Annotated in this window: 26 protein-coding genes; 6 read left to right on the top strand and 20 right to left on the bottom strand. The window is 63.9% G+C overall.

The features are described from left to right. Nucleotides 1-9: 9 nt before the first annotated feature. From OVY48_RS13245 to OVY48_RS13235, 3 genes are read right to left on the bottom strand one after another with little or no spacing between them, the layout of a single operon-like run. Nucleotides 10-666 (bottom strand): murein L,D-transpeptidase catalytic domain family protein, encoded by a 657-nt coding sequence (locus OVY48_RS13245; RefSeq protein WP_313923162.1) that lies wholly within the window; start codon nucleotides 664-666, stop codon nucleotides 10-12. A gap of 52 nt (nucleotides 667-718) precedes the next feature. After that, nucleotides 719-1,030, bottom strand: a complete 312-nt coding sequence (locus OVY48_RS13240; RefSeq protein WP_313923161.1) for a hypothetical protein — start codon at nucleotides 1,028-1,030, stop codon at nucleotides 719-721. Nucleotides 1,031-1,036: 6 nt separating this feature from the next. Continuing rightward, the gene (locus OVY48_RS13235; RefSeq protein WP_313923160.1) at nucleotides 1,037-2,524 is read right to left on the bottom strand and encodes a L,D-transpeptidase family protein; all 1,488 of its coding nucleotides are present in this window, start codon (nucleotides 2,522-2,524) and stop codon (nucleotides 1,037-1,039) included. 56 nt (nucleotides 2,525-2,580) lie between these two features. On the opposite strand from OVY48_RS13235, the gene OVY48_RS13230 reads away from it, so the two are divergent. Further along, the gene (locus tag OVY48_RS13230; RefSeq protein ID WP_313923159.1) at nucleotides 2,581-3,477 is read left to right on the top strand and encodes a histone deacetylase; all 897 of its coding nucleotides are present in this window, start codon (nucleotides 2,581-2,583) and stop codon (nucleotides 3,475-3,477) included. Here the strand turns inward: OVY48_RS13230 and OVY48_RS13225 are convergent. From OVY48_RS13225 to hisB, 7 genes are all read right to left on the bottom strand, one after another. After that, nucleotides 3,474-4,043, bottom strand: a complete 570-nt coding sequence (locus OVY48_RS13225; RefSeq protein WP_176482754.1) for a hypothetical protein — start codon at nucleotides 4,041-4,043, stop codon at nucleotides 3,474-3,476. The genes OVY48_RS13230 and OVY48_RS13225 overlap by 4 nt on opposite strands. Nucleotides 4,044-4,117: 74 nt before the next feature. Continuing rightward, complete coding sequence (locus tag OVY48_RS13220) at nucleotides 4,118-4,438, bottom strand: phosphoribosyl-ATP diphosphatase (RefSeq protein ID WP_037479619.1); 321 nt, start codon at nucleotides 4,436-4,438, stop codon at nucleotides 4,118-4,120. A 42-nt stretch (nucleotides 4,439-4,480) separates the two neighbouring features. Beyond that, nucleotides 4,481-4,750 carry a PEP-CTERM sorting domain-containing protein gene (locus OVY48_RS13215; RefSeq protein ID WP_313923158.1) on the bottom strand — a complete coding sequence of 90 codons (270 nt, stop codon included), beginning with the start codon at nucleotides 4,748-4,750 and terminating at the stop codon, nucleotides 4,481-4,483. Between the two features lie 167 nt (nucleotides 4,751-4,917). Next, entirely contained in the window at nucleotides 4,918-5,682 is a 765-nt protein-coding gene (gene hisF, locus OVY48_RS13210; RefSeq protein WP_313923157.1) for an imidazole glycerol phosphate synthase subunit HisF, read from the bottom strand. Then, nucleotides 5,679-6,416, bottom strand: coding sequence for a 1-(5-phosphoribosyl)-5-[(5-phosphoribosylamino)methylideneamino]imidazole-4-carboxamide isomerase (hisA, locus tag OVY48_RS13205; protein ID WP_313923156.1), 738 nt, complete (start codon nucleotides 6,414-6,416; stop codon nucleotides 5,679-5,681). Before hisA ends, hisF begins: the two co-directional genes overlap by 4 nt. Further along, nucleotides 6,413-7,027 (bottom strand): imidazole glycerol phosphate synthase subunit HisH, encoded by a 615-nt coding sequence (gene hisH, locus OVY48_RS13200; RefSeq protein ID WP_313923155.1) that lies wholly within the window; start codon nucleotides 7,025-7,027, stop codon nucleotides 6,413-6,415. The genes hisA and hisH overlap by 4 nt, the downstream gene beginning before the upstream one ends. A gap of 3 nt (nucleotides 7,028-7,030) precedes the next feature. Beyond that, a complete protein-coding gene (gene hisB / locus OVY48_RS13195; RefSeq protein ID WP_037479833.1) occupies nucleotides 7,031-7,618 on the bottom strand; it encodes an imidazoleglycerol-phosphate dehydratase HisB in 588 nt (195 codons plus the stop codon). Between the two features lie 86 nt (nucleotides 7,619-7,704). On the opposite strand from hisB, the gene OVY48_RS13190 reads away from it, so the two are divergent. After that, nucleotides 7,705-8,181 (top strand): SspB family protein, encoded by a 477-nt coding sequence (locus OVY48_RS13190; RefSeq protein WP_037479831.1) that lies wholly within the window; start codon nucleotides 7,705-7,707, stop codon nucleotides 8,179-8,181. A gap of 44 nt (nucleotides 8,182-8,225) precedes the next feature. Here OVY48_RS13190 and OVY48_RS13185 read toward each other — a convergent pair whose 3' ends face one another. Continuing rightward, nucleotides 8,226-9,185, bottom strand: a complete 960-nt coding sequence (locus OVY48_RS13185; protein ID WP_313923154.1) for a Brp/Blh family beta-carotene 15,15'-dioxygenase — start codon at nucleotides 9,183-9,185, stop codon at nucleotides 8,226-8,228. 8 nt (nucleotides 9,186-9,193) lie between these two features. Beyond that, complete coding sequence (locus OVY48_RS13180; protein ID WP_313923153.1) at nucleotides 9,194-9,976, bottom strand: bacteriorhodopsin-like; 783 nt, start codon at nucleotides 9,974-9,976, stop codon at nucleotides 9,194-9,196. 350 nt (nucleotides 9,977-10,326) lie between these two features. Here OVY48_RS13180 and fumC point away from each other — a divergent pair, with 350 nt between their 5' ends. Together fumC and OVY48_RS13170 are read left to right on the top strand one after the other, a co-directional pair. Continuing rightward, nucleotides 10,327-11,712, top strand: coding sequence for a class II fumarate hydratase (fumC, locus tag OVY48_RS13175; protein ID WP_313924775.1), 1,386 nt, complete (start codon nucleotides 10,327-10,329; stop codon nucleotides 11,710-11,712). A gap of 49 nt (nucleotides 11,713-11,761) precedes the next feature. Next, on the top strand, nucleotides 11,762-12,121 hold the full coding sequence (locus OVY48_RS13170; protein ID WP_069065418.1) for a hypothetical protein: 360 nt from the start codon (nucleotides 11,762-11,764) through the stop codon (nucleotides 12,119-12,121). On the opposite strand, the gene OVY48_RS13165 is transcribed toward OVY48_RS13170, so the two are convergent. Further along, entirely contained in the window at nucleotides 12,118-12,687 is a 570-nt protein-coding gene (locus OVY48_RS13165; RefSeq protein WP_313923152.1) for a DUF2585 domain-containing protein, read from the bottom strand. The genes OVY48_RS13170 and OVY48_RS13165 overlap by 4 nt on opposite strands. A gap of 61 nt (nucleotides 12,688-12,748) precedes the next feature. On the opposite strand from OVY48_RS13165, the gene gmk reads away from it, so the two are divergent. Further along, the gene (gmk, locus tag OVY48_RS13160) at nucleotides 12,749-13,414 is read left to right on the top strand and encodes a guanylate kinase (RefSeq protein WP_069065420.1); all 666 of its coding nucleotides are present in this window, start codon (nucleotides 12,749-12,751) and stop codon (nucleotides 13,412-13,414) included. Nucleotides 13,415-13,429: 15 nt separating this feature from the next. On the opposite strand, the gene OVY48_RS13155 is transcribed toward gmk, so the two are convergent. The 3 genes from OVY48_RS13155 to OVY48_RS13145 all read right to left on the bottom strand — a co-directional run bounded on the left by OVY48_RS13155 (nucleotide 13,430) and on the right by OVY48_RS13145 (nucleotide 16,517). Further along, nucleotides 13,430-14,494, bottom strand: coding sequence for a class I SAM-dependent methyltransferase (locus OVY48_RS13155; protein WP_313923151.1), 1,065 nt, complete (start codon nucleotides 14,492-14,494; stop codon nucleotides 13,430-13,432). Then, the gene (gene lgt / locus OVY48_RS13150; RefSeq protein ID WP_037473071.1) at nucleotides 14,484-15,350 is read right to left on the bottom strand and encodes a prolipoprotein diacylglyceryl transferase; all 867 of its coding nucleotides are present in this window, start codon (nucleotides 15,348-15,350) and stop codon (nucleotides 14,484-14,486) included. Before lgt ends, OVY48_RS13155 begins: the two co-directional genes overlap by 11 nt. A gap of 108 nt (nucleotides 15,351-15,458) precedes the next feature. Next, nucleotides 15,459-16,517 carry a phytase gene (locus OVY48_RS13145; RefSeq protein ID WP_313924774.1) on the bottom strand — a complete coding sequence of 353 codons (1,059 nt, stop codon included), beginning with the start codon at nucleotides 16,515-16,517 and terminating at the stop codon, nucleotides 15,459-15,461. 119 nt (nucleotides 16,518-16,636) lie between these two features. Between OVY48_RS13145 and OVY48_RS13140 the strand changes: the two genes are divergently transcribed. Further along, complete coding sequence (locus OVY48_RS13140; RefSeq protein WP_313923150.1) at nucleotides 16,637-18,967, top strand: TonB-dependent receptor; 2,331 nt, start codon at nucleotides 16,637-16,639, stop codon at nucleotides 18,965-18,967. 74 nt (nucleotides 18,968-19,041) lie between these two features. Here OVY48_RS13140 and OVY48_RS13135 read toward each other — a convergent pair whose 3' ends face one another. The 4 genes from OVY48_RS13135 to OVY48_RS13120 all read right to left on the bottom strand — a co-directional run bounded on the left by OVY48_RS13135 (nucleotide 19,042) and on the right by OVY48_RS13120 (nucleotide 25,809). After that, the gene (locus OVY48_RS13135; RefSeq protein ID WP_313923149.1) at nucleotides 19,042-22,620 is read right to left on the bottom strand and encodes an error-prone DNA polymerase; all 3,579 of its coding nucleotides are present in this window, start codon (nucleotides 22,618-22,620) and stop codon (nucleotides 19,042-19,044) included. Then, nucleotides 22,617-24,194 carry a DNA polymerase Y family protein gene (locus OVY48_RS13130; RefSeq protein WP_313924773.1) on the bottom strand — a complete coding sequence of 526 codons (1,578 nt, stop codon included), beginning with the start codon at nucleotides 24,192-24,194 and terminating at the stop codon, nucleotides 22,617-22,619. The genes OVY48_RS13135 and OVY48_RS13130 overlap by 4 nt, the downstream gene beginning before the upstream one ends. Beyond that, entirely contained in the window at nucleotides 24,106-24,912 is an 807-nt protein-coding gene (locus OVY48_RS13125; protein ID WP_313923148.1) for a hypothetical protein, read from the bottom strand. The genes OVY48_RS13130 and OVY48_RS13125 overlap by 89 nt, the downstream gene beginning before the upstream one ends. A 108-nt stretch (nucleotides 24,913-25,020) precedes the next feature. Then, on the bottom strand, nucleotides 25,021-25,809 hold the full coding sequence (locus OVY48_RS13120; RefSeq protein ID WP_313923147.1) for a transglutaminase family protein: 789 nt from the start codon (nucleotides 25,807-25,809) through the stop codon (nucleotides 25,021-25,023). Between the last annotated feature and the right edge of the window lie 12 nt (nucleotides 25,810-25,821).

The raw sequence follows: 25,821 nt of genomic DNA, 5'->3' as shown, positions 1-25,821 counted from the left end.
GAAGCTCCCTCAACCCGCTCCGATCTTGTCGGCGTAGAGCAGGCGACCCGTGCCGAGAAGCCCCAGCAAGTGCGGCAGCATATGCGGCGCGACCGCGAAGCAACCTTCGCTGCGCCCGCATTTTCCCCATGCGGCGATATGGTCCTCGCCCACATAATCCGCACCGTGCAGGACGATGGCGCGCGGCTCCGCATTATTATTCTGCGGGTCGAGGCCCGCGAGCCGCATCGCCTGCCCATGCTGCCCAACATACATCTCACCCGTCCGAAATGCGCCCGACGAACTGGCGAGCGAATTGGGCTCGTTGGAGAAGCTTTGGAGCCAGCCGGAATGGGCGGGGTCGGACCCGCGACCATGCGCGACCAGATAGCTGCTGGACTGGCCGTTCATCAGATCAACGACATGGAAGCGCAAATCCTTCGACGGGGCATCGAAATCGGCGATGGCCACCCGGTCTCGCAGCAGGACGGCACCGGCATGGCGGTCCAATGCCGCTTTCGCGCGTGCGAGCAGTCCCGCATAGGGGGGCAGCGGCGCGGCGCGCGGCATCGCGGGAACGGGTACAGGTTGGGGCGCCGTCGGCAGCGCAGCCTTGCCCATCGTGTCGGGCAGAAATGTCAGGGCGAATCCGCTTAAGGCGAATTTCGTGAAATAGCGGCGATCCATCCGCACGCTATACCAAAAGGAACGCCCCGGTCCAAGACCGGGGCGATGCGCTTCATTCCTCCGTACCGCTCGCCTCGTCCGCTGGCTGCGCATCATCGCGCATATCGGGCAGGCGCGCGGTCATGCCGGTCGCATCGGCGTCGTCGAGAATCTGCTGCTGCTCCGACACCGATGGCGGCGCTGCGGGCGTCGGCGCGACGGCATTGTTCGACGGCATCGGCATCGCCGTATCCGGCTCTTCGATGATCACATTTTCGACCGGCGGTTCGACCAGATTGTTGACGACTGGCGCTTCTTCTTCCTTCTTGCCGCACGCCGACAAGGCAAGGGCACCGATGAGCGCGGCAAAGGCAATTTTACGCATGGGGGATCAATCCTTCAAAGCTATGGTGGCGGCGGGGGCAGCAGTGGGATCGACGCGACGGCTCGACGCTTCGATCTTGCTCGCGAGCAGCTTGTCCCAGCCATAGGGGTCGGCACGAAAACTCATCGTGCCATTGTTGCTGGCAAAGGCAGTCCAATAGAGCAGATAGACTGCCACATCCTTGGGCAGGGACACGCGCTGGGTCTTGCCTTCGTCGATCAGACTCTGGATCTGGCCATTTAACGCCGGGTCGCTCGCCACCATCAGTTCGGCCAGCGATACCGGCTTTTCGAGGCGGATGCAGCCATGGCTGGCGAGCCGGTCATAGCTGGAGAACTTGCCCCGCGAGGGCGTGTCGTGCAGATACACGGCGAATGGGTTGGCGAAATCGAACTTCAATCGGCCAAGCGCGCTGTTGGGTCCGGCAGGCTGGACGATCCGCTCGCCGCCTTCGGGCGTCTTGACGATCTTGTAGCCCTGCTTGATCAGCGTCGCCCGCCCCTTGGGGAACAGTTCCCGCCGGGCGATCGACATGGGCACGTTCCACGGCGGATTGACGACGATCGAATGGATGTTCGACATCAGCATCGGCGTCGCATTGTCTGGGCTGCCCGTGACGGCGCGCATCGAACTGATTGGCTGGTCGCCTTCGAACATGGTCAGTACGGCCGCCGCGATATTCACCTGGACCCGGTTGACCGGCAAGTTGCGCGGCATCCAGCGCCACCGCTCCATATTCGCCATGATTGCGGCGATCCGGTCATCCACGCTGACGTTGAGCGCCGCCAGCGTGCGGGTGTCGAGCAGGCCGGTGGGGTTGAGGCCATAGCGGCGCTGCGCGCGCTGCAACACGTTGCTCAGCTTCTCGCCTGGCGTCACGGCGCTATCCTCGATCGCGATACGCGCGCGCACCACGTCGGGCGCGGACTGCGCGGTCAGCGTCGGCCAGCCGCCTTGATCGCGAATCGTCTCGTAGCGGACCAGACCCTGGCGCAATCCTTCATAGCCCGCATAGGGCGGCGTCAGGCTGCTCGCCCATTGCGCAAGCCGGTCCTCAGCCACCGCGCGCGCGAGCGAGGGGCGCGGATCGAACGGCGCGGGGCGCAGCGCCCAGACTTCGAGGAAATCGGCGGTATCGACGCGCCCGGTGGACAGCGCCTTGGCGCGGTCGAGCAGTGCGCGCACCAGCGCCTCGCCCGACAATGGCCCGCTCGCCTTCTGCCGCGCCATCAATCCCTGCGCTGCGCCCTGCTTCAGCCAGTCATTGGCCCATGCCTCCTGCGCCGCCGACAAGGGCGGGATCGGTGCGGGCAAGGGCGCGGCCGGAATCGCCTGCACCATGCCGGGCGCGGGCGAAGTCGGCGCTGGCTGCGCTGGCGTGGGTAGGGTCGGTGCTACGACAGGCGGTGCAGCAATGCTCGGTGAGGCCAAGGAAAGGGCACTGGCACCAAGCAAGGCCAGCAACGAGATACGGATCAGGGGGGAGCGGTTCATGCTGGACCAGATAGCGCAAAGCGGCCATCGTTCAAACGACCATAGCGGAAAAGATCATGCTGCACGTTGTTCACCATTCCGCCTATGTCTCTCCAGCAACACCCGGCAGCCGCTTCCGCTTCGACAAATATGGACTGGTGATGGAGGCGCTGCGCGAATCCGGCGCACCCATCACCGTGCATCAGCCCGATCCGATGCCGCGTGCCTGGATTGAGGCAGTGCATGATCCCGCCTATGTCGAGCAGGTCGTGACCCTGTCCGTCCCGCCCGACAAGGAACGGCGGATCGGTTTTGCCGTCACGGAACGGGTGATGCGTCGATCGCTGCTGTCGCCCGGCGGCACCTGGGCCGCGGCGCAGCTGGCGCTGGCGCATGGCTATGGCGCCAATGCGGCAGGCGGCAGCCATCATGCGCTGGCCGACAGCGGCGCGGGCTATTGCGTGTTCAACGATCTTGCCATCGCCGCCAACCGCCTGATCGCGGAGGGTGACGCGGCGCGCATCCTGATCCTCGACCTCGACGTGCATCAGGGCGACGGCACCGCGTCCCTGTTGGCGGGGCGCGGCGACATCTTCACCCTGTCGATCCATGCCGACAAGAATTTCCCGGTGCGCAAGGCGCGCTCGACGCTCGACATCGCCCTGCCCGATGGGTTGGAGGATGCCGCCTATGCGGCCATCCTCGCCGACACGCTGCCACCCATTCTCGATGACTTTGCGCCCGACCTCATTCTCTATCAGGCTGGCGTCGATCCCCATGCCGACGACCGACTGGGGCGGCTGGCGCTGACCGATGCGGGCCTTGATGCACGCGATCGCTATGTCATGCGCCAGGCCAGAGCGCGCGGCATCCCGCTCGCCAGCACCATGGGCGGCGGCTATGGCGAGGACCGGATGCTGATCGCCCGCCGCCACGCCGCCTGCATGATCCGCCTGGCGCAGGAAGCGGCTTAATGGATGGGATCGGTGCCCACCATGGTCGCCTTCGTCTCCATCAGCTTGGCCGCGATCACGCCCGCAATCGCGACGCCGACGAAGTCGCTGAACGCCAGATAGAGGATATAGCCCCAGGGCGCGTGGTTGAACACGGCCTGGCCGACATGCATCCACAGCACGGCGGCCAGCGGGAACAAGATCGCTACGCGCATCCGGTCGCCAAAATTCGCCGCGATGAAGCGCAAGGCCATGGCGATGATCACGCCGACGATCAGCGCCAGGATCAACCCGCCGATCAGCGCGCCGCTGTCCATCACCGGAAAGCCGCCTTCATTGTAGAAAATCTGGGCGACCGGTCCCTTGCCATAGAGCACGGTGCCCTGCGCGGAGGAGGGATCGGGAATGGTATAGACGCCGGTGCCGGTCGGCGTCAGCGCTTGGGCCATGGCAGCCTGCAGATTGGCGCTTGCCTGTTCGTCGGTGCGGCTGAGCGCCAGCGCGCTCAAGGGCGTACCCCAGAAGATGAAGCCGGTAATGAACAAGGCGAACCCGCCGACCAGGCCGCCGATAACAGTACGCACCATGATAATCTCCCCCGTAAGGATAATAAGCTGACGCCCCAACGCTTGGCGCGCAACATCTATCCGATGGAAAAGAGTCAGTCTGCGGGGCGCGCGGCCTTTTCAACGATCCCCGACACCCCTTCGCGCCGGTCGAGTTCGTCCATCACCTCGTCCAGGCTGATGTCGAGGTCGGCCAGCAATATGATGAGATGAAATAATAGATCGGCGCTTTCGCCGATCGCGCCGTCCCGATCGCCCGCCATCGCGGCGATCACCGTTTCGACCGCTTCCTCGCCGACCTTCTGCGCAATCTTGCCACGGCCGCGCGCCGTCAGCTTGGCAACATAGGAGGTGGAAGGGTCCGCCGTCCGCCGCTGGCGGATGGTTTGTTCAAGGGTGTGAAGGGTCGCGCGCATGCCGCGCATCAAGCGCCGAGCGCGCGACCCGTCAATCTAAATTTACTTGCGCTTGCGGCGCGACACCATGACGCGACCGACCAGAACCGCTGCGCCCATCGCGAACAGCGCCATCTGTTCCGGCTCAGGCACCGGGGTCGGCGTGCCGCCCGACGAGCCGCCGGTGCTGGTGCCGCCGGTGGACGTGTTGCCACCCGTGCTGGTGCCGCCGCACTTGCCGAACCAGCACCATGTCGCCTGCGCCGGTGCGGGCACCGCAACGCCCATGAATGCCGCCGCGCCGACCGCCAAAAGCATCTTGTTCAAAGTCATTTCCTTACCCTCCCTGCGCCAAACCCCCATTGGTTGACGATAGACGCAGAAGGATAATGCAGAGCGCGTGCCGAACCGCAAAATGCCAGCTTTTACGCCGAAAATAACGGTTAACAGCGCGATGGCGAATATGGTTACTGTAAAGTAAATCGACGTTTTGGCGGTGCTCAGCCGCCGCGAACCGGCACGCCGGCCGCCGCCAACGCCTGATGCGCCTCGCCGATCGTATGCTGGCCGAAATGGAAGATCGACGCCGCCAGCACCGCGCTGGCATGACCCAGCGTTACGCCCTCGACCAGATGATCGAGCGTGCCGACGCCTCCGCTGGCAATCACCGGCACCGATACCGCATCGGCAATCGCGCGGGTCAGCGCCAGGTCATAGCCTTTGCGCGTGCCATCGCCATCCATCGAGGTGACGAGCAATTCGCCCGCGCCGAGGTCCGCCAGCCGCAGCGCATGGTCCAGCGCGTCGATTCCGGTCGGCTGACGCCCGCCATGGGTGAAGATTTCCCAGCGGCCTTCCGCAACCTGGCGCGCATCGACCGATCCGACGATGCACTGGCTGCCGAAGCGATCGGCGATATCGGCCACCAGTTCGGGCCGCACCACCGCCGCGCTGTTGACCGCCACCTTGTCCGCCCCCGCCAGCAGCAGCGCGCGCGCATCCTCGGCACTGCGCACCCCGCCGCCCACGGTCACCGGCATGAAGCAGACTTCCGCCGTGCGCCGCACCACGTCCAAAATGGTCCCGCGCGCTTCATGCGTCGCGGTGATATCCAGAAAACATAGTTCGTCCGCCCCGGCCGCATCATAGAGCCGCGCCTGTTCGACCGGATCGCCTGCGTCCTTCAAATCAACGAAATTGACGCCCTTGACCACGCGTCCATTGGCGACGTCGAGACAGGGTATGACCCGCGTGCGAACGGTCACGCCGCCGCCCGCGCCACCGCCATCGCGGCCTTCAGGTCCAATCGCCCGTCATAGAGGGCGCGGCCCGTGATCACGCCTTCGATCCCGTCGTCGGCATGCAGGCTCAATATGCGGATGTCGGCGATGCCCGCCACGCCGCCGCTGGCAATCACCGGAATATCGGTCGCGCGCGCCAGTTCGACGGTGGCGTCGATGTTGCAGCCCTTGAGCATCCCGTCACGGCCAACATCGGTGAAGAGCAGGCTGGCGACGCCTGCATCCTCGAACCGACGGGCAAGGTCGATCACCGGCATGTCGGACTTTTCGGCCCAGCCGTCGGTCGCGACGAAACCGTCGCGCGCATCGACCGCCACGACGATACCACCGGGAAAGTCGCGCGCCGCCATCTTCACGAACGCCGGGTCTTTCAGCGCCGCCGTGCCGATCACAATCCGCGAGATACCCAGATCGAACCAGCGCTCCACCGCCTCGCGATTGCGAATGCCCCCACCCAATTGCACATGGCCCGGAAACGCCTCGACGATCGCTTCGACCGCATCGGCATTGACCGCACGCCCCGCAAAGCTGCCGTCCAGGTCCACGACATGGATATGCTGCGCGCCGGCCTGCGCGAACAGCATCGCTTGCGCGGCGGGATCGTCACCATAGACGGTGGCACGGTCCATATCGCCCTCGGCCAGGCGGACGACCTGGCCATTTTTCAGGTCGATGGCGGGAAAGACGATAAGGCTCAAGGACACCACTCCAGAAAGCGCGAAAGAAAGGAAAGGCCATAGGATTGGCTCTTTTCCGGGTGGAACTGGCAGCCGATGATCGTGTCACGCGCCACCGCCGCGACCAGCGGGCCGCCATGGCTGGTGATCGCCGCGACATGGGCCGGGTCGGTCGCTTCGAAATGATAGCTGTGCAGGAAATACGCCTCGCCCGGCTCCAGCAACGGCGGCGAACCCTGCAGGATCACATCGTTCCAGCCCATATGCGGCACCTTGATACCAGGCTCGGCCGGTTCGATCAGCCGCACTGTGCCCGGTATCCAGCCTAGTCCCTCGTGCCGCCCGAATTCCTCGCCGGCGTCCGCCAACAACTGCATCCCCACGCATACGCCCAGGAACGGCACCGCGCGGCTGCCCACCGCCTCGCCCATCGCCTCGACCATGCCGGGGATCACCACCAGCGCGTCGCGACACGCCCGAAATGCGCCTACACCGGGCAGCACGATGCGATCGGCCCGGCGGACCAGATCGGCGTCAGCGGTAATGACCACATCCTGCGCCCCCGCCTTGCGCAAGGCATTATGCACCGAATGGAGATTGCCCGCGCCATAGTCGATCAGGGCAATGGTCATGCCTTACAACATGCCCTTGGTCGAAGGGATCGCATCCGCCTTGCGCGGGTCGATCTCGACCGCCTGACGCAGCGCGCGGGCAAGCCCCTTGAACGCGCTTTCGACGATATGATGGTTGTTCGCACCATAAAGCAATTCGATATGCAGCGTGATCCCGGCGGCTTGCGCAAAGCTGTGGAAGAAATGCTCCACCATCTCCGCGTCCCATTCGCCGATCTTCTGCACCGTGAAGGGCAGTTTGCACACCAGCCAGGGACGGCCTGAAATGTCGAGCGCCACGCGGCTGAGCGTCTCATCCATCGGCGAATAGACGCTGCCGTAGCGGCTGATGCCCCGCTTGTCGCCCAGCGCCCGCGCCACCGCTTCGCCGATGGCGATGCCGGTATCCTCGGTCGTGTGATGCTGGTCGACATGCAGGTCGCCCACCGTCTTGACTGTCATGTCGATCAGCGAATGCCGCGACAATTGTTCGATCATATGGTCGAGGAAACCGATGCCGGTCGACACCGAATAGAGGCCAGTGCCGTCAAGGTTGACGGTCACGTCGATCTGGGTTTCCGCCGTGTTGCGGTGAATCTCGGCCGTGCGCATGGCTGCCCTATAGCGTGTGGTGCGCGCCATGCAATCTGCGCGTGCGGGGGTTGACCGCATGATTCGCGCCGTTAGGACATTGGGCCATGAGCGATGACCTGCCCGACAGCCTGATTCCCTATGACGAAATCGTGCAGGAAGCCCTGCGCGCCGTGGTCGGCCGCGTGCTGGGTGAGGTAGAACGCAGCGGCGGCCTGCCCGGCGCCCATCATTTCTACATCACCTTCAAGACGCAGGCACCCGGCGTCGACATTCCCAAGCGGCTGATCGAGCGCTTCCCGGACGAAATGACCATCGTCCTGCAGAATAAATATTGGGATTTGAAGGTCAGCGACCAGCATGTCGAGGTGAGCCTGACCTTCAACCAGGTCGCTGCCCACCTCTACATCCCCTTTGCCGCGATCACCGCCTTCGTGGACCCCGCCGTCAACTTCGCCCTGCAGTTCCAGGTGCAGACAGACGCCCTGCCCGAACCGCATGACGAAGCCGAAAATGACGGCCCGGTCGTCACCAGTGAAGACGGCTCCAACGTCGTCAGCGTGGACTTCGGCAAAAAGAAATAGGTCGGGGCGGCTGCATCATTGCAGCAAAACGGCACGTTCCCCTGTCACATATGGACTGGGGCTTTCTGGCCCTGCGCCATCCGAAGGATCATCGGCACGGCCATATGCGGCGCGGTGAGGACCGACAGGGCCATGAAGCTGCTGGCGAAAATGCCTTCGGGCAGGGATTGCCCGCTACCCAAGGCGAAGATCGCAACGGCAATGCCCAGTCCGCCCAGGCTGAGCGGAATGACGGTCCCACCCCATTGGTCGATCCCCCGCAATCCGAGCGCGGTGGCATGAGACCGGAACTGGATGGGTGAGTGGACGAGGCAGAAAAATAGGGCGAATCCCATGACTGGCGGCAGCACCAGCATCGCCAGCAAGGCACAGGCCGCCGACAGCGCCAGTCTGCGGCGGTCGATATGCCACAGCATCGCAAACCCTGCGATGGCGAGCAGCATCATCGTAGGCGCTACCAGAAGCAGGCAGTCAGCGAGGATGGCGGCCGAGGCGCGCCCGGACAATGTCACGAACAGGGTGCCGAGGCTGTCGCCGTGCGACAGGGATGGCGCGGAAATCAAGGCGAGAGCGATTCCACCGGCAATGAACGGCGAACCGCATCCTTCCCAATCCTCGGCAAAATGGATCACCGACATGAAGAGGAAGGCCATCAAGGCCGCAACGGGTGCGACGCGCCACAGAAGATACATGGCACCCGCACAGGTCAGATAGAGGAGGATCAGCGCGATCCGCGACCCGAACAGGCCCCTGCCTGTTGAATGCCTTTGCAGCAACGCCAGATCGAAGCTGCCATGCGGCATGCCAAAAATCAGCAATGTCGCCGACGCCAGGGCAGTCATCGTCGACGTATCGAGCAACACGCCAAAGCAATATAGGCAGATGGCGGTCGCGGTAATTACCAGCAGACCGGCGATGCGCCAATCGTCCCATCGGGTCGGGCTCTGCCCCATCACCATCTCCCTGGCATGAACCGGCAGGTTAGTTGCAACCTGCCGGTTCATAGCCGGTCTCAATGCGTCGCCGTTACGGCGGCGGGCTTGCCCGGCTCACCATATTCGGCCGCCGATTTGCGCACGGCGATCATGTAGACGAGGATGCCCACGCCGGCCTTGGCGATAAGATCGGCAATGGTGTAGCCGATCTGCACGCCCGTTTCGACGGCACCACCGGCCAGGTTGGTGTAGGGGATCATATAGACGATGGGATAGAAGCCCCATGACGCGAAGGTCAGCAACCGTGCCTGCTTGATCAACCCGCGTGCGCTTTCCGGCTGCCGCTCGATCGCATCGCCCAGGCCCTTAAACAATTCCCACACGATGTAGAGGAAGGGAATGGACGACAAGGTGCCCCACAAGGCCCGCGTACTGTTGTTGTCGGCAATTTCGCCCGGATAGCCCAGGATGATCATCAGCGCCGCAGCCGAACCCAGGCGAACCGACGTGGACACCGTCGCACTTTGCGACAGGCGCATCACCAGCACCAGTTCGATCAGCAGCAGCGGGACGGTCAACAGCCAGTCGACATAGCGATAGGCATCATTAAAGGCGACGCCGCTCGCCGTGATGACGCCATCGGTCAAAGCATAGGCTTCCGACCAGCTCTCGAAAATGCGGTAATAATGATAGGCCGCGATCGCCGTGACCAATCCCGTGATCGTCAATGCCGTCTTATAGGCTGGCCCGACCTGCGATCGTCCAAACCAGAAGAATAATGTGGCGGCAGCCATCGAGGCGAATGTGAACGAAAATGCGTTATAGACCAATAGATATTGGCCTGCCGTAATCATATCCATAATAGACCCCTGAACAAAATCGCGATAAGCGAATGATGAGCATTATATCGATGCATCTTTACTTCGCTGGCCACGTGATCATATGGATTAGGCGGGCATAGAGAAGATACCCATAACACCGTGGGATAGCACGAAGCATCTTGCCTCGATCATGCCGGTATCGAACCAATTTCTTGCATCTTCTATACGGCCTTTAGGGCGTATCAGCCCATGACATGATGTGGTCGGACAACCATGGCCACCGGTTAGATATCCGCATAGTGCCACCCTGCGACCACTCTTGGTTTTCTCTCGCCCGGCCCCACATGCTGACCATGTTGATGCGCATGATCATCGACCAGGAGAAGCCCATGCCCGCCACCCGTACCGAAACCGACAGTATCGGCCCGATCGACGTTCCCGCCGCCGCCTATTGGGGCGCGCAGACGCAGCGGAGCATGGAGAATTTTCCGTTCGGCGATACCGAGCGGATGCCGATCGGCATTGTCCATGCCATGGCGATCGTGAAGCAGGCGGCGGCGAGGGTGAACCGGCATCACGGGCTGGACGCCATACAAGCCGATGCGATCGAGACGGCGGCGGCGGCGGTTGCGGCGGGGGAGTATGACGATCAGTTTCCGCTCGTAATCTGGCAGACCGGCAGCGGCACCCAGACCAATATGAACGTCAATGAAGTGATCGCCGGGATCGCCAATGAAGCGCTGACCGGCACGCGTGGCGGCAAGGTGCCGGTGCATCCCAACGACGGTGTGAACTTCGGCCAATCCTCCAATGACAGCTTTCCCACCGCGCTGCATATCGCGGCGGCCTTGGCGGCGGTGCAAGCGCTGTTTCCCGCGCTTGACCGGCTGCACGCCGCGCTCGATGCCAAGGCGCAGGCCTGGGCGAATATCGTCAAGATCGGCCGCACCCATTTGCAGGATGCGACCCCGCTGACGCTGGGGCAGGAATTTTCGGGCTATGCGCATCAGCTCTATCGCGCAAAAAGCCGCATCGAACCGGCCGTGATGCACGGCATGATGGCGCTGGCGCAGGGTGGCACGGCGGTCGGCACGGGGCTGAATGCACCCAAAGGCTTCGACGTCGCGGTCGCGGCGGAGATTGCGGCGATTGCCGGACTGCCGTTCCGCACCGCCGACAATAAGTTCGAGGCGCTGGCCTCCAATGATCCGCTGGTTCACCTCTCCTCGACCCTCGCCACGCTGGCGGTCGCGCTGACCAAGATCGCCAACGATATCCGCCTGCTTGGCTCCGGCCCGCGCTCCGGCCTTGGTGAGCTGGACCTGCCCGCCAATGAGCCAGGCAGTTCGATCATGCCGGGCAAGGTCAACCCGACCCAGTGCGAAATGCTGACCATGGTGGCCGCGCAGGTGATCGGCAATCATCAGGCGGTGACGGTGGGGGGCATGCAGGGGCATCTGGAACTCAATGTGTTCAAGCCGATGATCGGCGCGGCGGTGCTGCGCTCGATCCACCTGCTTGCCGTCGGCATGGACAGTTTCGCCGAACGTTGCGTCGAAGGGCTGGAGGCGAACGAGGCGCGGATCGCCGAACTGGTCGATCGGTCGCTGATGCTGGTCACGGCGCTGGCACCTGCGATCGGCTATGACCAGGCGGCGGCGATCGCCAAACAGGCCCACAAGACTGGTCAGACGCTTAAAGAAGCCGGACTGGAACTGGGACTGGTGGACGAGGCGACCTTCGATGCGCTGGTGCGCCCGGAAAATATGGTGTGATCCATATGGCGCTGGTGGAACCCGTGGGCCTCCGATACATTAACCCTCTATGAAGAAGCTGCGCACCCCCTCCGCCCCGCTCGTCACCGTCCGTTCGCCCAAGCGCGCAGGCATATTGCGAAAGGTCGCCCGCGTCGGCGCAACCGTCGTGGCGACGCGTGTAGCCGCAGCAACAGGCAAGGCCGGCATATTGGGGCTGGTCGCAGGCATGGGGGCCAAGCGGGTCATCATGCGGTTCCCGGCCGGGGCGCTGTTCGTCACCGGGGCCTATATGGCGGGCAAGCTCTATGAGGCGAAGCGCGAAGCCGACCGCAAGCGCGCCACCAAATTGCTGCCCGATCTTAGCGCCGAGCCGACCCCAGCCGAACCGATCCCGATCGATAAGGCGCGCAAGGCCCGCGAAGGTTAGAGCGCGGCCTGCCAGTCGCGCACGGCGTCGATCGGCCAGGTCAGCATCAGGATATTGAGCGTCAGATTGTCGCGGATGACGGCGAGCGCCAATAGCTCGAACCCGACGCCGACCACGACCGTCAGCCAGACCGGCGCGCGCGATGCGAATAGGAAGCCCAAGGCCATCATGCCGATGTCGCTCACCGAATTGAGGATCGAATCGCCCGAATAGCCAAGCGCGATCGTCGCAGTGCGATACCGGTCGATGATGATCGGCGAATTTTCGAGAATTTCCCAGGCCGACTCGATCGCCACCGCAACCGCCAGCCGAATGCCGATGGGACGCCGCCGCAGCACCATCCAGGTGCCGCCGTAGAAGAGAAAGCCATGGATGATATGGCTGAGGCTATACCAGTCCGCGATATGCTGACTATTGCCGCTATCGAGCGCGCCATGCCATAATTCCACGGTGCCACAGGCGCAAATCGGCGGCCTTTGCATCAGGAAGAGGATGACGCCGGTCATCACGACGATCAGCCCCGCAAGGATGAAACCCCGACGATTGGCGGCGTGCTTGCGGCGCATATCCTGTTCCTTCCGTCATCCGGCCTCTTGCCAAAGCCTGTCCCAAGCGTCACTAGCGGCCATGGCCGAGCATATCCCGATCGAAACGCCCGATTTCCAGCGCCGTGGCGTTCTCTTCGTTCTGTCCTCGCCTTCGGGCGCGGGCAAGTCCACGATCGCGCGCAAGCTGCTCGCCGCCGAACCGGACCTGTCCATGTCCGTTTCCGCCACCACTCGGCCGATGCGGCCGGGCGAGGTCGATGGCAAGGATTATCATTTCGTCGATCTGGAAGCCTTCCGCCAGATGACGGCCGACCATGAATTTCTCGAATGGGCGCATGTCTTTGGCCAGCGCTACGGCACGCCGCGCGCGCCGGTCGAAGCGATGCTCAAGTCCGGCAAGGACGTGCTGTTCGACATCGATTGGCAGGGCGCACAGCAATTGCACCAGATTGCCGGGGGCGATGTCGTCCGCATCTTCATCCTGCCGCCCTCGATGGAAGAACTGGAACGCCGCCTGCGCGGGCGCGGAACCGACAGCAACGCCGTGATCGAAGGCCGCATGGCGCGCGCGGCGGGCGAAATCGCGCATTGGGACGGCTATGATTATGTACTGTGCAATGTCGATGCCGATGATTGTTTCAGCCGGGTCCAGACCATCCTGCATGCCGAACGCATGAAGCGCAGCCGCCAGACCGGCCTGATTGGCTTCATCCGTCGCCTTGGCCGCTATCATCAGGACGATTGACGACCGTTTTTAGGGTCAGGCGGCAAAGCCCGCCGGGTCGGCCCAGTCGGGGTGCGTCCAGGCCATCACCCGGAACAACGTGCCCATCGCCGCTGCATCGGTCAGCCGCACCCGTGCCGCCTCGATCTCTCCCGCGCGCGCGGGCGTTGCGCGGGCCAGTTGCTCGGCGCGCGGATCGATGCCCAATTGGCGCAGGAAATCGCCCTGCCCCGCCGTGCCATGCACCCGCAGCCCCGCCTGTCGCGCCATATTGCCGATGACGCTGAAATCGACATGGGTGGTCAGGTCCACCTCGCCCGGATCGGTAAAGGGATCAGCAAACTTGTGCGCCTTGACGGCTTGGAGCGTGTCGCCCAGCAGCGGCCCTTCATAGCCATAGTCGATGATGATCGCCGCCCCGCCTTGCTTGGCGATGCGCTGCGCCAGGGCATAGGCTATGCCAGCCCCAACGATCGGCGTTTCGATGATCGCGCCATCCTGCGCCTGCGCGGCGATCGGCGGTAGGCCCGATTCGATGCGGCGATAGCCGGGCACGGGCAGAAAGGCGGTATCCGCCTCGCGCCGGATCACCACCCGCTCGCGCCACTCGTCGCCGACGCGGATGCATTGGCGGACTGGCAGCGCATCGAAAAATTCATTGGCGACGACCAGCAGCGGCCCTTCATGGGGCAAGCTGTCGATAGTCTCATGATGGGTGACATGGGGGATCAGCCCGCGTTGCCGGTCGCGCAGGACAGGGCTGGTCTCGACGCAGTGGACGCGGGGGGCAAGCGCCGCGCGCTCCATCGCCCGCAGCGCATCGGCGGCCAACGTCCCGCGGCCCGGCCCCAGCTCGGCATAGAGCGCACCGGGCCGCCGCCCCGACCGCATCCAGACATCGGCCAGGCACAAGCCCACCAGCTCGCCGAACATCTGGCTGATTTCAGGCGCAGTGGTGAAGTCGCCTTCCAGCCCCAGCGGGTCGCGGGTCGCATAATAATGCTGGTTCGATTCGGCCATATAATGGGCGACCGAGATCGGCCCGCCCGCCGCAATCTGCCGCGTCAGTCGTTCCGCCAGCGGTAGCGGCTCAGCTGACACTCGCGCTGCCCGCGATCGGCTCCACCCGCACGCGGCGGCCCTTGGCGGTGAAGATGAGGTAGAGGCCGCCCAGGATCATCGGCACGCACAGCCACTGGCCCATATGCAGGCCGGTGCGCGCAGCGAATTCCATCAACTGGGCATCGGCCTCGCGCACATATTCGACGCCGAAGCGGAAGCAGCCATAGCCGAGCAGGAAGATGCCGACCAGCATCCCCGGCTGATAGCGGGCGCGGGTGCGCCAGAAGGCGAAGGCGAGGATGGCGAACAGCACGGCCCCCTCCAGCGCGGCTTCATAGAGTTGACTTGGATGACGCGGGAACGGTCCGCCGGTGGGAAAGATGATGCCCCATGGCACATCGGTTTCCTTGCCCCACAATTCGCCATTCACGAAATTGGCGAGGCGGCCGAAGAACAGGCCGAAGGGCACGCAGCAGGCGACATAATCATGGATGCGCAGCCAGGACAGCTTCTCCTTGCGCGCCATGTAGAGGATGCCGAGCGACACGCCCGCCGCGCCGCCGTGGAAGGACATGCCGCCATTCCAGAGCTTGAGGATATCGAGCGGATTTTGCAGGATTTCCGGCTGGTAGAAGATCACATAGGCGAGCCGCCCGCCGATGATGATGCCCAGCGTCGCATAGAAGATCATGTCGTCGGCATGCCGCCGGGCCATCGGCGATCCTGGCTGCGCGATTAGCCGCAGCAGATACCAATAGCCGATCAATATGCCCGCCAGATAGGCAAGGCTATACCATTTCAGCGTGAAGAACCCCAGGTCGAGGGCAACGGGACTAAGCCCCAGATCCTCGAAACGAATGGCGCTCGAAGCGGCGGCGGCAAGGTCCAGGATCAAATCGGCTTCCTTAGTGGCAAGACGTTTGCCGCCATAGAGGAAGCCCCGGTCAAGACCAAGGGGGCAGTCGCCGGGCCGGGACGGTTTAGGTCGTCCCGGCCCGAAGCCTTATTGCGGCAGGCCCAGGGCCTTGACGATATCGGCCCAGGCGACGAGCTTGAAATTCTGCGCTGCCGCGCCATTCTGGCCATCCTGCGCGATGAACAGGCCACCGGGATAGGCGGGGCCGAAATCGCCCAACATCAGTTCGATGCCGTCGGTTTCCTCCGACCCGCCGATCGCCCCGTCGACCACGCGGAAGCGGCCGACATAGCTGTCGTCGCTGATGCGATAGACGACATAGGCATTGTCGCCCTGGCTGGAAACGAGGACATAGCCGTCCTTCTCTCCGATCGGGGCGATGGCGACGCCTTCGGCATCGGCGACGATATTCTTGTCGTCTGCAGCGGCGATCTTCGTGGGTGTGGTACTGCCGCTCGCCCGCGCGTCGAAGCGCCATAAGCCGACATCCTCTTCCGCCACATAGAGCGTGCCGGTACGGTCATCGACCGCGCAGCCTTCCGACTGGGTGCCGAGTTTCATCGTTCGCACGATGCGGCCCGTGGGCGTCGCACCCGACGCATCGAGCGCGACCTGGTTGATCGTCCCGTCCTTGAGCACGATGAAGGCATAGAGGCCCGCCGCGTCCGACCCCATGCACAAGCCATAGGCTTCGCCCGCACCGCCATCGATGGTGCCGAGCGCGGTCAGCTTGGCCGTCGCCGGATCAAGCCGGAACAGCGCCAGCTTGGCGCGGGCCACATCGTTGCGGTCGGAGGCGACGACCAGGATGCCCGTGCCGCCGTTGATCGCGACGCCATCCTTCAGGTCGATATTATTGACCCGGCCCGCGTCGAGAAAGTCGCGCACCTTGCCGTCCAGCCCATAGACATAGACGCCCGCCTTCTTGTCGGTGCCCACGATCAGGCTGGCGGCGGGGTTCGCCGCATTGCGCCAGATCGCCGGATCATCGGCCGCATCGGCATTGGTGGTGCCGACCGGCGTCGTTTCGCCACGCGCGGTCACCGACACCGCCGGGGTGGCGTTGGCGATGCGCACGGCGATAGGCACTTCGACTTCGCCGGCGGCACAGGCCGACAATGTAATAAAAGTGAAACCCGAAATCATCGAACTGTAATATTTCTTTCGCGATGCGGTCACGAATACCTCCTAGCGGCCCAATTCGACGGGCTAGATACAAGACACGGCCCGCTGGTCAATTAAACTATTCTCAATAGGGGGCAGATATGGTCGCGAGTAAGTGGCTGTTGTTTGGTTGCGCATCGATTGCGTTGTTTTCCGTTTCCGCGCAGGCGCAGGCACCTGCTGCCGCCGACGAGATCGCCAAGACGGACGGGCCGATTACCCAGGCGGCCGACATCGTCGTCATCGCCGGCATCGGCTATCGTGATCGCACCGACACCCCCGAACCCGTGCTGAAATATGGCACCGACTATTTCCAGCGTTTCGAGCCGCTGACCGCTGGCGATGCGCTCAAGCGCGTGCCCTCCGTCACCTTCCTGTCGGACGTGATCGAAAGCGACGCGCCGCGTCTGCGCGGCCTGCCGCCGGGCTATACCCAGATCCTGATCAACGGCGAGCGCGTCCCCGGCGGCAGCGCCGACCGCAGTTTCTTCCTCGACCGCATTCCGGCTGAACTGATCTCCAGCGTCGAGATCGTCCGCTCCTCCTCCGCGCGTCGCACGGGTGATGCGGTTGCGGGATCGCTCAACATCAATCTGCGTGACGGCTATGAACTGAATGGCGGTTATGTCCGTGCGGGCGGCCTCTATTATGACGACAAGGAAATCGAGCCTAGCCTGGGCCTGGTCTGGGGCGGGGAAGTTGGTCCCGGCCGTCTGCTGCTGGGCGCGAACCTGCAGGGCCGTCACAATCCCAAGCAGAAGAAGAGCCTGCGCTACGGCGATTCGCCGGAAAATAACGCCGACTATGTGACCGACGATTTCGACAATCGCGAGGACCAGAGCGATACCCGCGACGGCAAGGATTACAGCTTCAACGGTAGCTATCAGATCGATGCTGGCGACACGACGTTCAAGCTCAACGGCTTTTATGTGAAGACCGACCGGACCGAAACGGAACGCAGCTTTGAATATGACGATCCGACCGCAATCAATGGCCCGGTTCCCGTCGGCAATCTGCTGAGCGACAACGCGAACGTCTCGAAGATCGACCAGGAGAATTTCTCGATCGACGGCAAGCTAAGCCATGAATGGGCGGCGGGTAAAACGTCGCTGCGTTTGAGCTATGCCAAGTTCATCGAAGACCGGGCCGAAACCGAATATGAGATCGGCTTCGACGTGGACGAAGGGGACGATCCTGAATTTGAAGGCACGCTGACCCAGACGGATATCAAGGACAGCGAATTTTCGGCCAAGCTGGAGCATGAGGTTCCGCTGAACGACAGCATGAAATTCGTATTCGGCGGCTTCTATCAGGACAAGAATCGCCGCAGCGGCATTTTCGAATCTGAGCAGGAAGGCACTGGCAGCTTCACCTGGGATCAGTTCAGCCAGGATCCGACCGATCTTGCCACCGCCTTTGATGATGTGGAAGCGATCGACGGCGGCGATAACCGCATCAAGGAAAAGCGTCGCGATGCCTTTGCCTTGATCGAGGGTGACAGCGGCAGCCTGAAGTGGGAAGCGGGCCTGCGCTATGAAAATACCAAGGTCCGTATCACCGACTATACGGTCGCGGCGGCGATCGCTGACCAGGACAGCAGCTATGACGCTTTCCTGCCATCGGCGTCGTTCAAATATTCGCTGACCAGTAATGACCGCATCATCGGATCGGTCGCGCGCACGCTGCGTCGCCCTGAATTCAACTATCTGACCCCGGCGGTTCTGGAAGAAGAAGTGGGTGACAGCGACCTGCTCGGCAATCCGCAGCTTGGCCCGGAAACCGCTTGGGGCTTCGACATCGGCTATGAACATCGCATGGGAACGGGCGGCATTTTCGGCGTCAATTTCTTCTATCGCGACGTCAAGAATCTGATCGAACTGACCAATACCGGCGAAGAAGGCTCCGAAGGCGAAGGTACGTTCGTGTACCAGCCGATGAATGTCGGCGACGGCAAGGTATGGGGCGTGGAGTTCGATCTGTCGTCGGACCTTGGCTTCATCGGCCTGCCCAATACCGGCATCTTCGGCAACCTCTCGCTGCTCGACAGCAAGATCACCGACGCGCTGGGGGAACGGCGGTTCAACGATCAGTCGAAATATGTCTATAATTTCGGCTTCATCCAGGATCTGCCGCAAGCGGGCGCGGCGTTCGGTGCGACCTATCGCAAACAGGGTAGCGCCTTTGGCCGGGTGATCGCCGAGGAAGTGACCACCACCTATGGCGCGGACCTCGAAATCTTCGTTGAAAAGCGCTTCGGCAAGACCTTCACCATTCGCGCGGTCGGTTCCAACCTGCTGAACGGTGCCAAGGCCGAGAAATTCAACAAGTTCGACAATCTGGCCGACCAGATCGATCGCAACTTCGACGAATATGAGTTGGAAAGCGAAAAGGCCGGCCCCGTGTTCCAGATCATGGCGCGCTACGCCTTCTGATCCAGCATCAGGTCGTAAAGGGAGGGGCTGCGCGGTGCGCGGCCCCTTTTTTTGTTGAGCCACTCGCCATCCCCTCAATGAAAGTCGCGCGAGCCCGGCAATATCCGTACCTGGCGCGGGTGGGTGGCGCTGCGCGGTGGGGGGCTGCCGGTGCCGTCGCCGCTGTGGGTCAGGCGGCCGAGCGCGTCGCTGCGGTCATGCACGCGAACAGCCATCAGGTGGACGACGCCTTCCTTGCTGCGCTGGATTTCACCCTCCACCAGCATCAGCCGCGATGCCATCACCGCGCGCCGCTGCATCTCGAACAGCCGTGCCCAGAGCAGGATATTGGCGACGCCGGTTTCATCCTCGATGGTGATGAAGACGGCATTGCCCTTGCCCGGCCGTTGCCGCACCAGCACCACGCCCGCCACCTGCACCCGCGCGCCATTTTTGGCCGCGCTCGCCTGCGCGCAGCTCAGCACACCCTCAGCGGCGAAGGCCGGGCGCAGAAATTGCATCGGATGGCCTTTGAGCGACAGGCGCGTCACCTGATAATCGGTCGCCACCTGCTCGGCGAGCGGCATGGCGGGCAGCATGGCGTCCGGTTCCTCGCCCAGTTCGCGCGCGGCCCGGTCCTGTCGGCGCGCCGCCGCGAAGAGGGGAAGTTCGTCGGACGGCGTGCGCCGCGCCTCCCACAAGGCGGCACGCCGGTCCTGCCCCAGCGAGCGGCAGGCATCGGCGTCGGCGAGCAGGCGGAGCGCGCGCGCAGGCAGGCCCGCCCGGCGCGCCAGATCCTCAATGCTGGTAAAGGGGGCGTCGGCCCGCGCCGCCACCATCTGCGCCGCCCAGCTTTCGCGAAACCCGTCAACCTGCCGCAACCCCAGCCGCAGCGCCAAGGCCTTACCCGTCCCCTCCCCCCGATCGGTCCGGCGCGCCCGGTCGATCGGCTCCAGCCCATTATCCCATTGGCTGGCATTCACATCGACACCCTGCACGGTCACGCCATGGACGCGCGCGTCACGGACCAATTGCGCGGGCGCGTAGAAGCCCATCGGCTGCGAATTGAGAAGCGCGCAGGCAAAGACCGCGGGCTGATGGCATTTGAGCCAGGCCGACACATAGACCAGCCGGGCAAAGGAGAGCGCGTGGCTTTCGGGGAAGCCATAGCTGCCAAAGCCTTCGATCTGCTTGAAGCAGCGTTCGGCGAAATCGCGCTGATAGCCGCGCGCGGTCATGCCCTTGACCAGCTTTTCGCGGAAATGGTGGATGGTGCCGACATTGCGGAAGGTCGCCATGGCGCGGCGTAGCTGGTTCGCCTCCGACGGGGTGAAGCCCGCGGCGACGATGGCCAGCTTCATCGCCTGCTCCTGAAACAGAGGCACGCCATAGGTGGCCCCAAGCAATGTTCTCAATTCGTGGGGATTATGCGGTGGCGCGGGATGCGGAAATTCCGGCTCCTCTTCCCCACAGCGCCGCCGCAGATAGGGGTGGACCATATCTCCTTCGATTGGTCCAGGCCGCACGATCGCGACCTGAACCGTCAGATCGTAAAGATTGCGGGGGCGTAGGCGGGGCAGCATGTTGATCTGGGCGCGGCTCTCCACCTGAAATACGCCGACGCTGTCGCCCTTGCACAGCATATCGTAAACGGATGCATCATCGGAATTGATATCGACCGTCAGGTCGTGATCCCCCAGCCCGTGACAGCGCATCAGTTGATAAGCCTTGCGGATGCAACTGAGCATCCCAAGCGCCAGCACATCGACCTTCATCAAGCCCAGCGCATCAATGTCATCCTTGTCCCACTCGATGAAACTGCGGTCGGGCATGGCGGCATTGTGGATCGGCACGGTTTCGTCCAACCGATTCTGCGTCAGCACGAAACCGCCAGCATGCTGCGACAGGTGGCGCGGGAAAGGTGCTTTTATCAGTTGCTCGACTAGCCCCCGCAGCCGCACGACCTCCGGATTGTCGAGGGCGAAGCCAGCATCGATAATCCGCGCTTCGCCCAGATCACCGGAATGGCTGCCCCATATCGTCGCCGACAAGCGCATCGCCACGTCTTCGCTGAGGCCTAGCACCTTGACCACTTCGCGTAGCGCGCTGCGGGATCGATAATGGATGACGGTCGCGGCGATGCCCGCCCGTTCGCGGCCATAGCGGCGATAGATATATTGCATCACTTCCTCGCGCCGCTCATGTTCGAAATCGACGTCGATGTCGGGCGGCTCGTCGCGCTCTTCCGACACGAAACGGGAAAAAAGCAAGTCATGCTTCATCGGATCGACCGATGTGACGCCCAGCAGGAAGCAGACGATGGAATTGGCCGCCGATCCCCGCCCCTGGCATAATATGGGGGGATTTCGGGTGCGGGCGAACCGGACGAGGTCATGGACGGTCAGGAAATAATAAGCATATTTCTGGATACGGATCAGCCGCAGTTCCTGGCCGATCAACGCCCTGACTTTTTGCGGCAACGCCCGACCATAATGCCGTTTCGCTCGCCGCCGCACCATATCCTCCAACCAATCGTCCGGTGACCAGCCGGAGGGAACCGGCTCATGCGGATATTCATATTGAAGGTCGTTAAGCTTGAAATCGATGCGGGCGATGAACCGGATCGTTTCGGCAATCGCATCGGGGCAGGCGGCAAAGAGCCGCGCCATTTCCGCAGGCGGTTTCAGAAACCGTTCGGCATTGGCGTGCAATAGGCGACCCGCCGTTCTGAGGGTCGTACCCGTCCGGATGCAGGTCAGGACATCCTGCACGGGACGTGCGGTTTCGGCGGCATAGAGTATGTCGTTCGTCGCGATCAGCGGCACCCCCAATTCCCTGGCGACAGCTTGCATCATCGCCATATGGCGGGCATCGCGGCCTTCGTAGCGCATGGACAGACCAAGCCAGACCCGGCCGGGTGCCTTTTCCTGCAATCGTTGCGCTACCTGTTGCCATGTCGGTGGGGAAGCAGGCGGCACCAGGCGCAAATGCCCGGCAGGCGTCTCTTCTTCTTCTTCGTCGGCCGCATAGACAGGGGGTGCGCGATGGGCCTGCTGCGCTTGCCCGGTAGAAAAGGGCAGGACGATCAACAGCATATCTTCAAGATGCACGAGCAAATCGCCAAACCGCAGAATGCAGTCGCCCTTGACCGCCCGGATATTCCCCTTGGTCAGCAATCGGGTCAGCCGTCCCCATCCCAGGCGGGTCGTTGGATAGGCGATGATGTCCGGCGTGCCATCGACGAACACCAACCGCGCGCCAACGATCAGCCGCAGGTCGGTTTCACACGCTGCTTCTTCCTGGGACGTCAGTAGGGCGGGTTCGCCCTTCTCCTCCCGCGCTTTCAACAGCGCGGCGCGTGCCTTGTCCGGTGCCTCACGCAGCGCGACATACGCGCGAACGACACCGGCCACGCTGTTCCTGTCGGCAATACCGATCGCCTTGAGGCGGAGATGGATCGCCTGTCCGACCAAGTCGGCGGGATGCGATGCACCATGAAGGAAACTATAATGGCTCATCGCCACCAGTTCGGCGAAATCTGGTCCCCCCTTGTCCAGAGGTCGATGCTCCTCCACCCGCCTTCCAGCCGCATGCTTTGCTGCGAACTGATCCAGTTCGCGCCGGTCGGCCGATTTGGGTTTGGCTGGGTCCGGTCCTTTGCGGCGGCTGCTCATGCGAACAGGCCGTGGAGATACCAGCCTGGGTCAGGCGTCTCCGCGCCATAGAGGCCGTGGCGGAACAGCCAGTAGCGGCGGCCGCGTGCATCCTCGACCCGATAATAATCGCGCGTCTTGCCGATGCTGTCCCCCTCGATCGCGCCATCCTTCGCGCGCCACCATTCAGGCGCGATCCGTTCGGGGCCTTCGAAGCGGACCACATCATGCAAGGCGCGCCGCCAGCGGAAGCGATGGGGCGGGCCGTCGGGCACCCCAGCGACCACGTCGATCGACTGGGGCGGATCGAACAAATGGATCGGGCGCAACGGCGGGTCGCCCGGTTCGCCGACCGGTCCCCAGTCGGCGGGCGCGCGGACTTCTACGGCGGGCAGCGCCAGTTGCGCTTGTTCGGGAATATGGCTGTCGCGCGGCACCAGCCGCTGGATGCGCCCGCGCCCGGCCCGGATCGACAGCCGATCGACCAGCGCCGCCACGCTTTCGCCCTTGCGCGCTTCGCCGCCTTCCAGCGCCAATTGAGTTGCGGCCATCGGCTCGGCCAGCGGCACGGTGAGGCGCAGCATATCGAAGCCGAAGCCAGGATCTATGGGATCGGACAGGGCGTCGATCCGCTCGCGCATCAGCCGCAGGATGGACGGGGCATCGCGCACGGGCAGGCCGGTTTCGACGCGCAGCGGGAAGGCGAGGCCATCGCTGCGGAAAAAGACCGCTTCGAACCGACGCCCCCCCTGCCCGCGTTCGGCCAGTTGCTCGCCGGCTTCCGTGGCCATCTCCTCCAGCCGCTTGAGCGCATAGGCGGTGCTGCCGATCGGTTCGGCAAAACGGCGGTCGATGCGGATGGCGGGGCGGGCACGGCGGGGCGCGAGCGGGCGGTGCCCCAGTCCCAACAGTGCATGGAGCGCATCGACCGCTTCCGCCCCGAAGCGCGCAGCGAGTGTCGCAGCGGGGCGGGCCGCAAGATCGCCCACCGTCCGAAGGCCCGCGCGGCGCAGCGCCACCGCGCTTTCATCCTCCAGCCGCAACGCTTCCACAGGCAGGCGGCGGATCGTCGCCGCTTCGTCGGGCGCAGGGGGCACGGGGAAACGGGCGAGTGCGTGGGCCGCTTCGGGACTGGCGGCGATCGCATGACGCACGCGCATGCCATAGCGCTCCAGCCGGTCGGCTGCGTCACGCGCCAGCGCCTCTTCCCCACCCCATAGATGATCGCAGCCGCTGATATCCAGCATCAGCCCGTCGGGACCGTCGAGCGCAGCATTGGGGGTGTAGCGCCCGCAGCCATCGCACAGCCGTTCGAGCCAATCCTGATCGGCATGAGGCTGGGCATCGAACACACGCAGGTCCGGTTCGCGCGCGCGTGCGTCGGCCAGGGTCATGGCCGGCAGCAAGCCGATCGCCAGCCCGTCGGCATCGACGCTCGCCAGCCGCATTGCGCCGCGCACGGGTTCGACGATGACCGCCGGGCCATTGCCGCCGGTCGCCCATTGGTCAGGCCGCGCGACCCGCAGACGGTCCAGCGCCAGGAAGGGAAAATGCAGCGCCAGATAGCGGCGCGTCGCGGATGTCGTCATCGTCATGGCGTTCATCTGCCGCGTCTCCAAATTCGCCCCTGTTGCTGTCCCAATATAGTCGCCATGCCATCCCGTCCGGCCCTGCCCGGCGGCGCAGCAAGGTGACGTCGAAGGCGCTTTGGCCCGGTGCCTGGCCCGGCAGCGGGGCGGAGGGGGCCGCCGCCACGCGCCAGCGCGTTTCGGCCGCACTGGGCACCGGATCACCGCCGATCCGCAGCAGCAGCGCAGTCACGCCCGATGTCTCCGCCGCCAGCGCCAGTCGGCGGCTGGCGGTCAGGTCGAGCAAGGGCGCAGGGCCGCGCAGATCGATGAGCAGCGCCCCCAAAGCCGGACAGCGCAGCGCATCCACAGCGGCGCGCAGCAGCATCGCGTCGTCGGCCATCATGCCGATCAGCAACCGTTGCGGGTCCAGCCCCAGCGCCGCCAGACCCGGACCATAAGGTGCGCCCGCCACCCGCACCGCCGTCGCACTGCGTAGCCACAATAAGGGCGCGTCGCTTCCGGCCTGGCGCATCCAGAGCAGGGCGAGGCCAGCGGCGGCCCCTTCCTCTTCGACGCTGGCGAAAATCTCATGCACGCGGCCTTGCGCCAGTCCGCCACCCAGCGCGGCGTCCATCCCCGCCGGGCCACAGGTAAAGCGCGGCGAGGCCTCCGCAGCCGGCGCGCGGTCCAGCGTGGCGATATGCCGCTTGAGCGCGGCGAGGCTGTGAATCGACTCGGCCATTCCACTTGTTCCCTTTATGTTCTTTTTCAGGGCAAGCGGGCTCACTGTCAATGCAGGAGCGATGATTGGAGTGGAATGGGGCGACGGCCGCGCCGCCCCATCGGACGATTATTCGGCGTCGACCTGCGTGACGCTGATCGATTGGGCGTTCATCTGACCGCCGCCGAAGATGGTCATGAAGGCAATGTCGGTGGCGTCGCGCCCGACCGCGATGCGGACCATGGTTTCGACCGGCGCAAGGCCCGTCGAGTCGACCAGATGCCAAGCGCCGTCGAGCCAGACTTCGACCACGGCATGAAAGTCCGGCGGTTCAAGGCCAAGCGCGTAGACCGACACCAGCCGCGCGGGAATGTCGCGCGAGCGGATGAGGGCGGCGGTCAGATGGGCGAAGTCGCGGCAGACGCCTTGCTGGGCGACGAAGGTGTCGGCGGCCGTGGTGGTGGCGTCGGAACTGCCGGAGACATAGACCAGATTCTCGTTCACCCATTGGACCAGCGCCTGCACCAAGGCGCCGCCCTCCAGATCGGGGAAATGGCCGCAGACGAAACTGACGAACCGGTCGGCTTCGCAATAGCGGCTCGGCCAGATGAAGGGCAGCACCTCTTCGGGCAGGCTGGGCAACGGGCTTTTGTTGAGGGTGGCGAGATCGACGGTCGGCCGCTCCACGTCCACGGTCGCGCGGAACGTGCTGACCATCCGGCCGGTGCCGGTGCGGGTCCAGGTGCGACGGCCAATGCCATTGCCGCCGATCTTGTTGGTCAAAGGCCCGGCATTCTGGATGATGTGGGACTGTTCGACGATGCGCTGGTCGGGCATCGCGGCGGCCTCCACCGCCAGGAGCACGTCGGTTGGCTGGGCGAAATCATAGTCCAGTATCGCTTCGATCGCGACGCGCATGGGATGCCTTTC

This window comes from Sphingobium sp. SA2 (genome assembly GCF_032227065.1).
In the GTDB taxonomy this organism is placed as follows: domain Bacteria; phylum Pseudomonadota; class Alphaproteobacteria; order Sphingomonadales; family Sphingomonadaceae; genus Sphingobium.
Note: the sequence above shows the minus strand (reverse complement) of the source record. Positions and strands in the feature narration are given on the sequence as shown.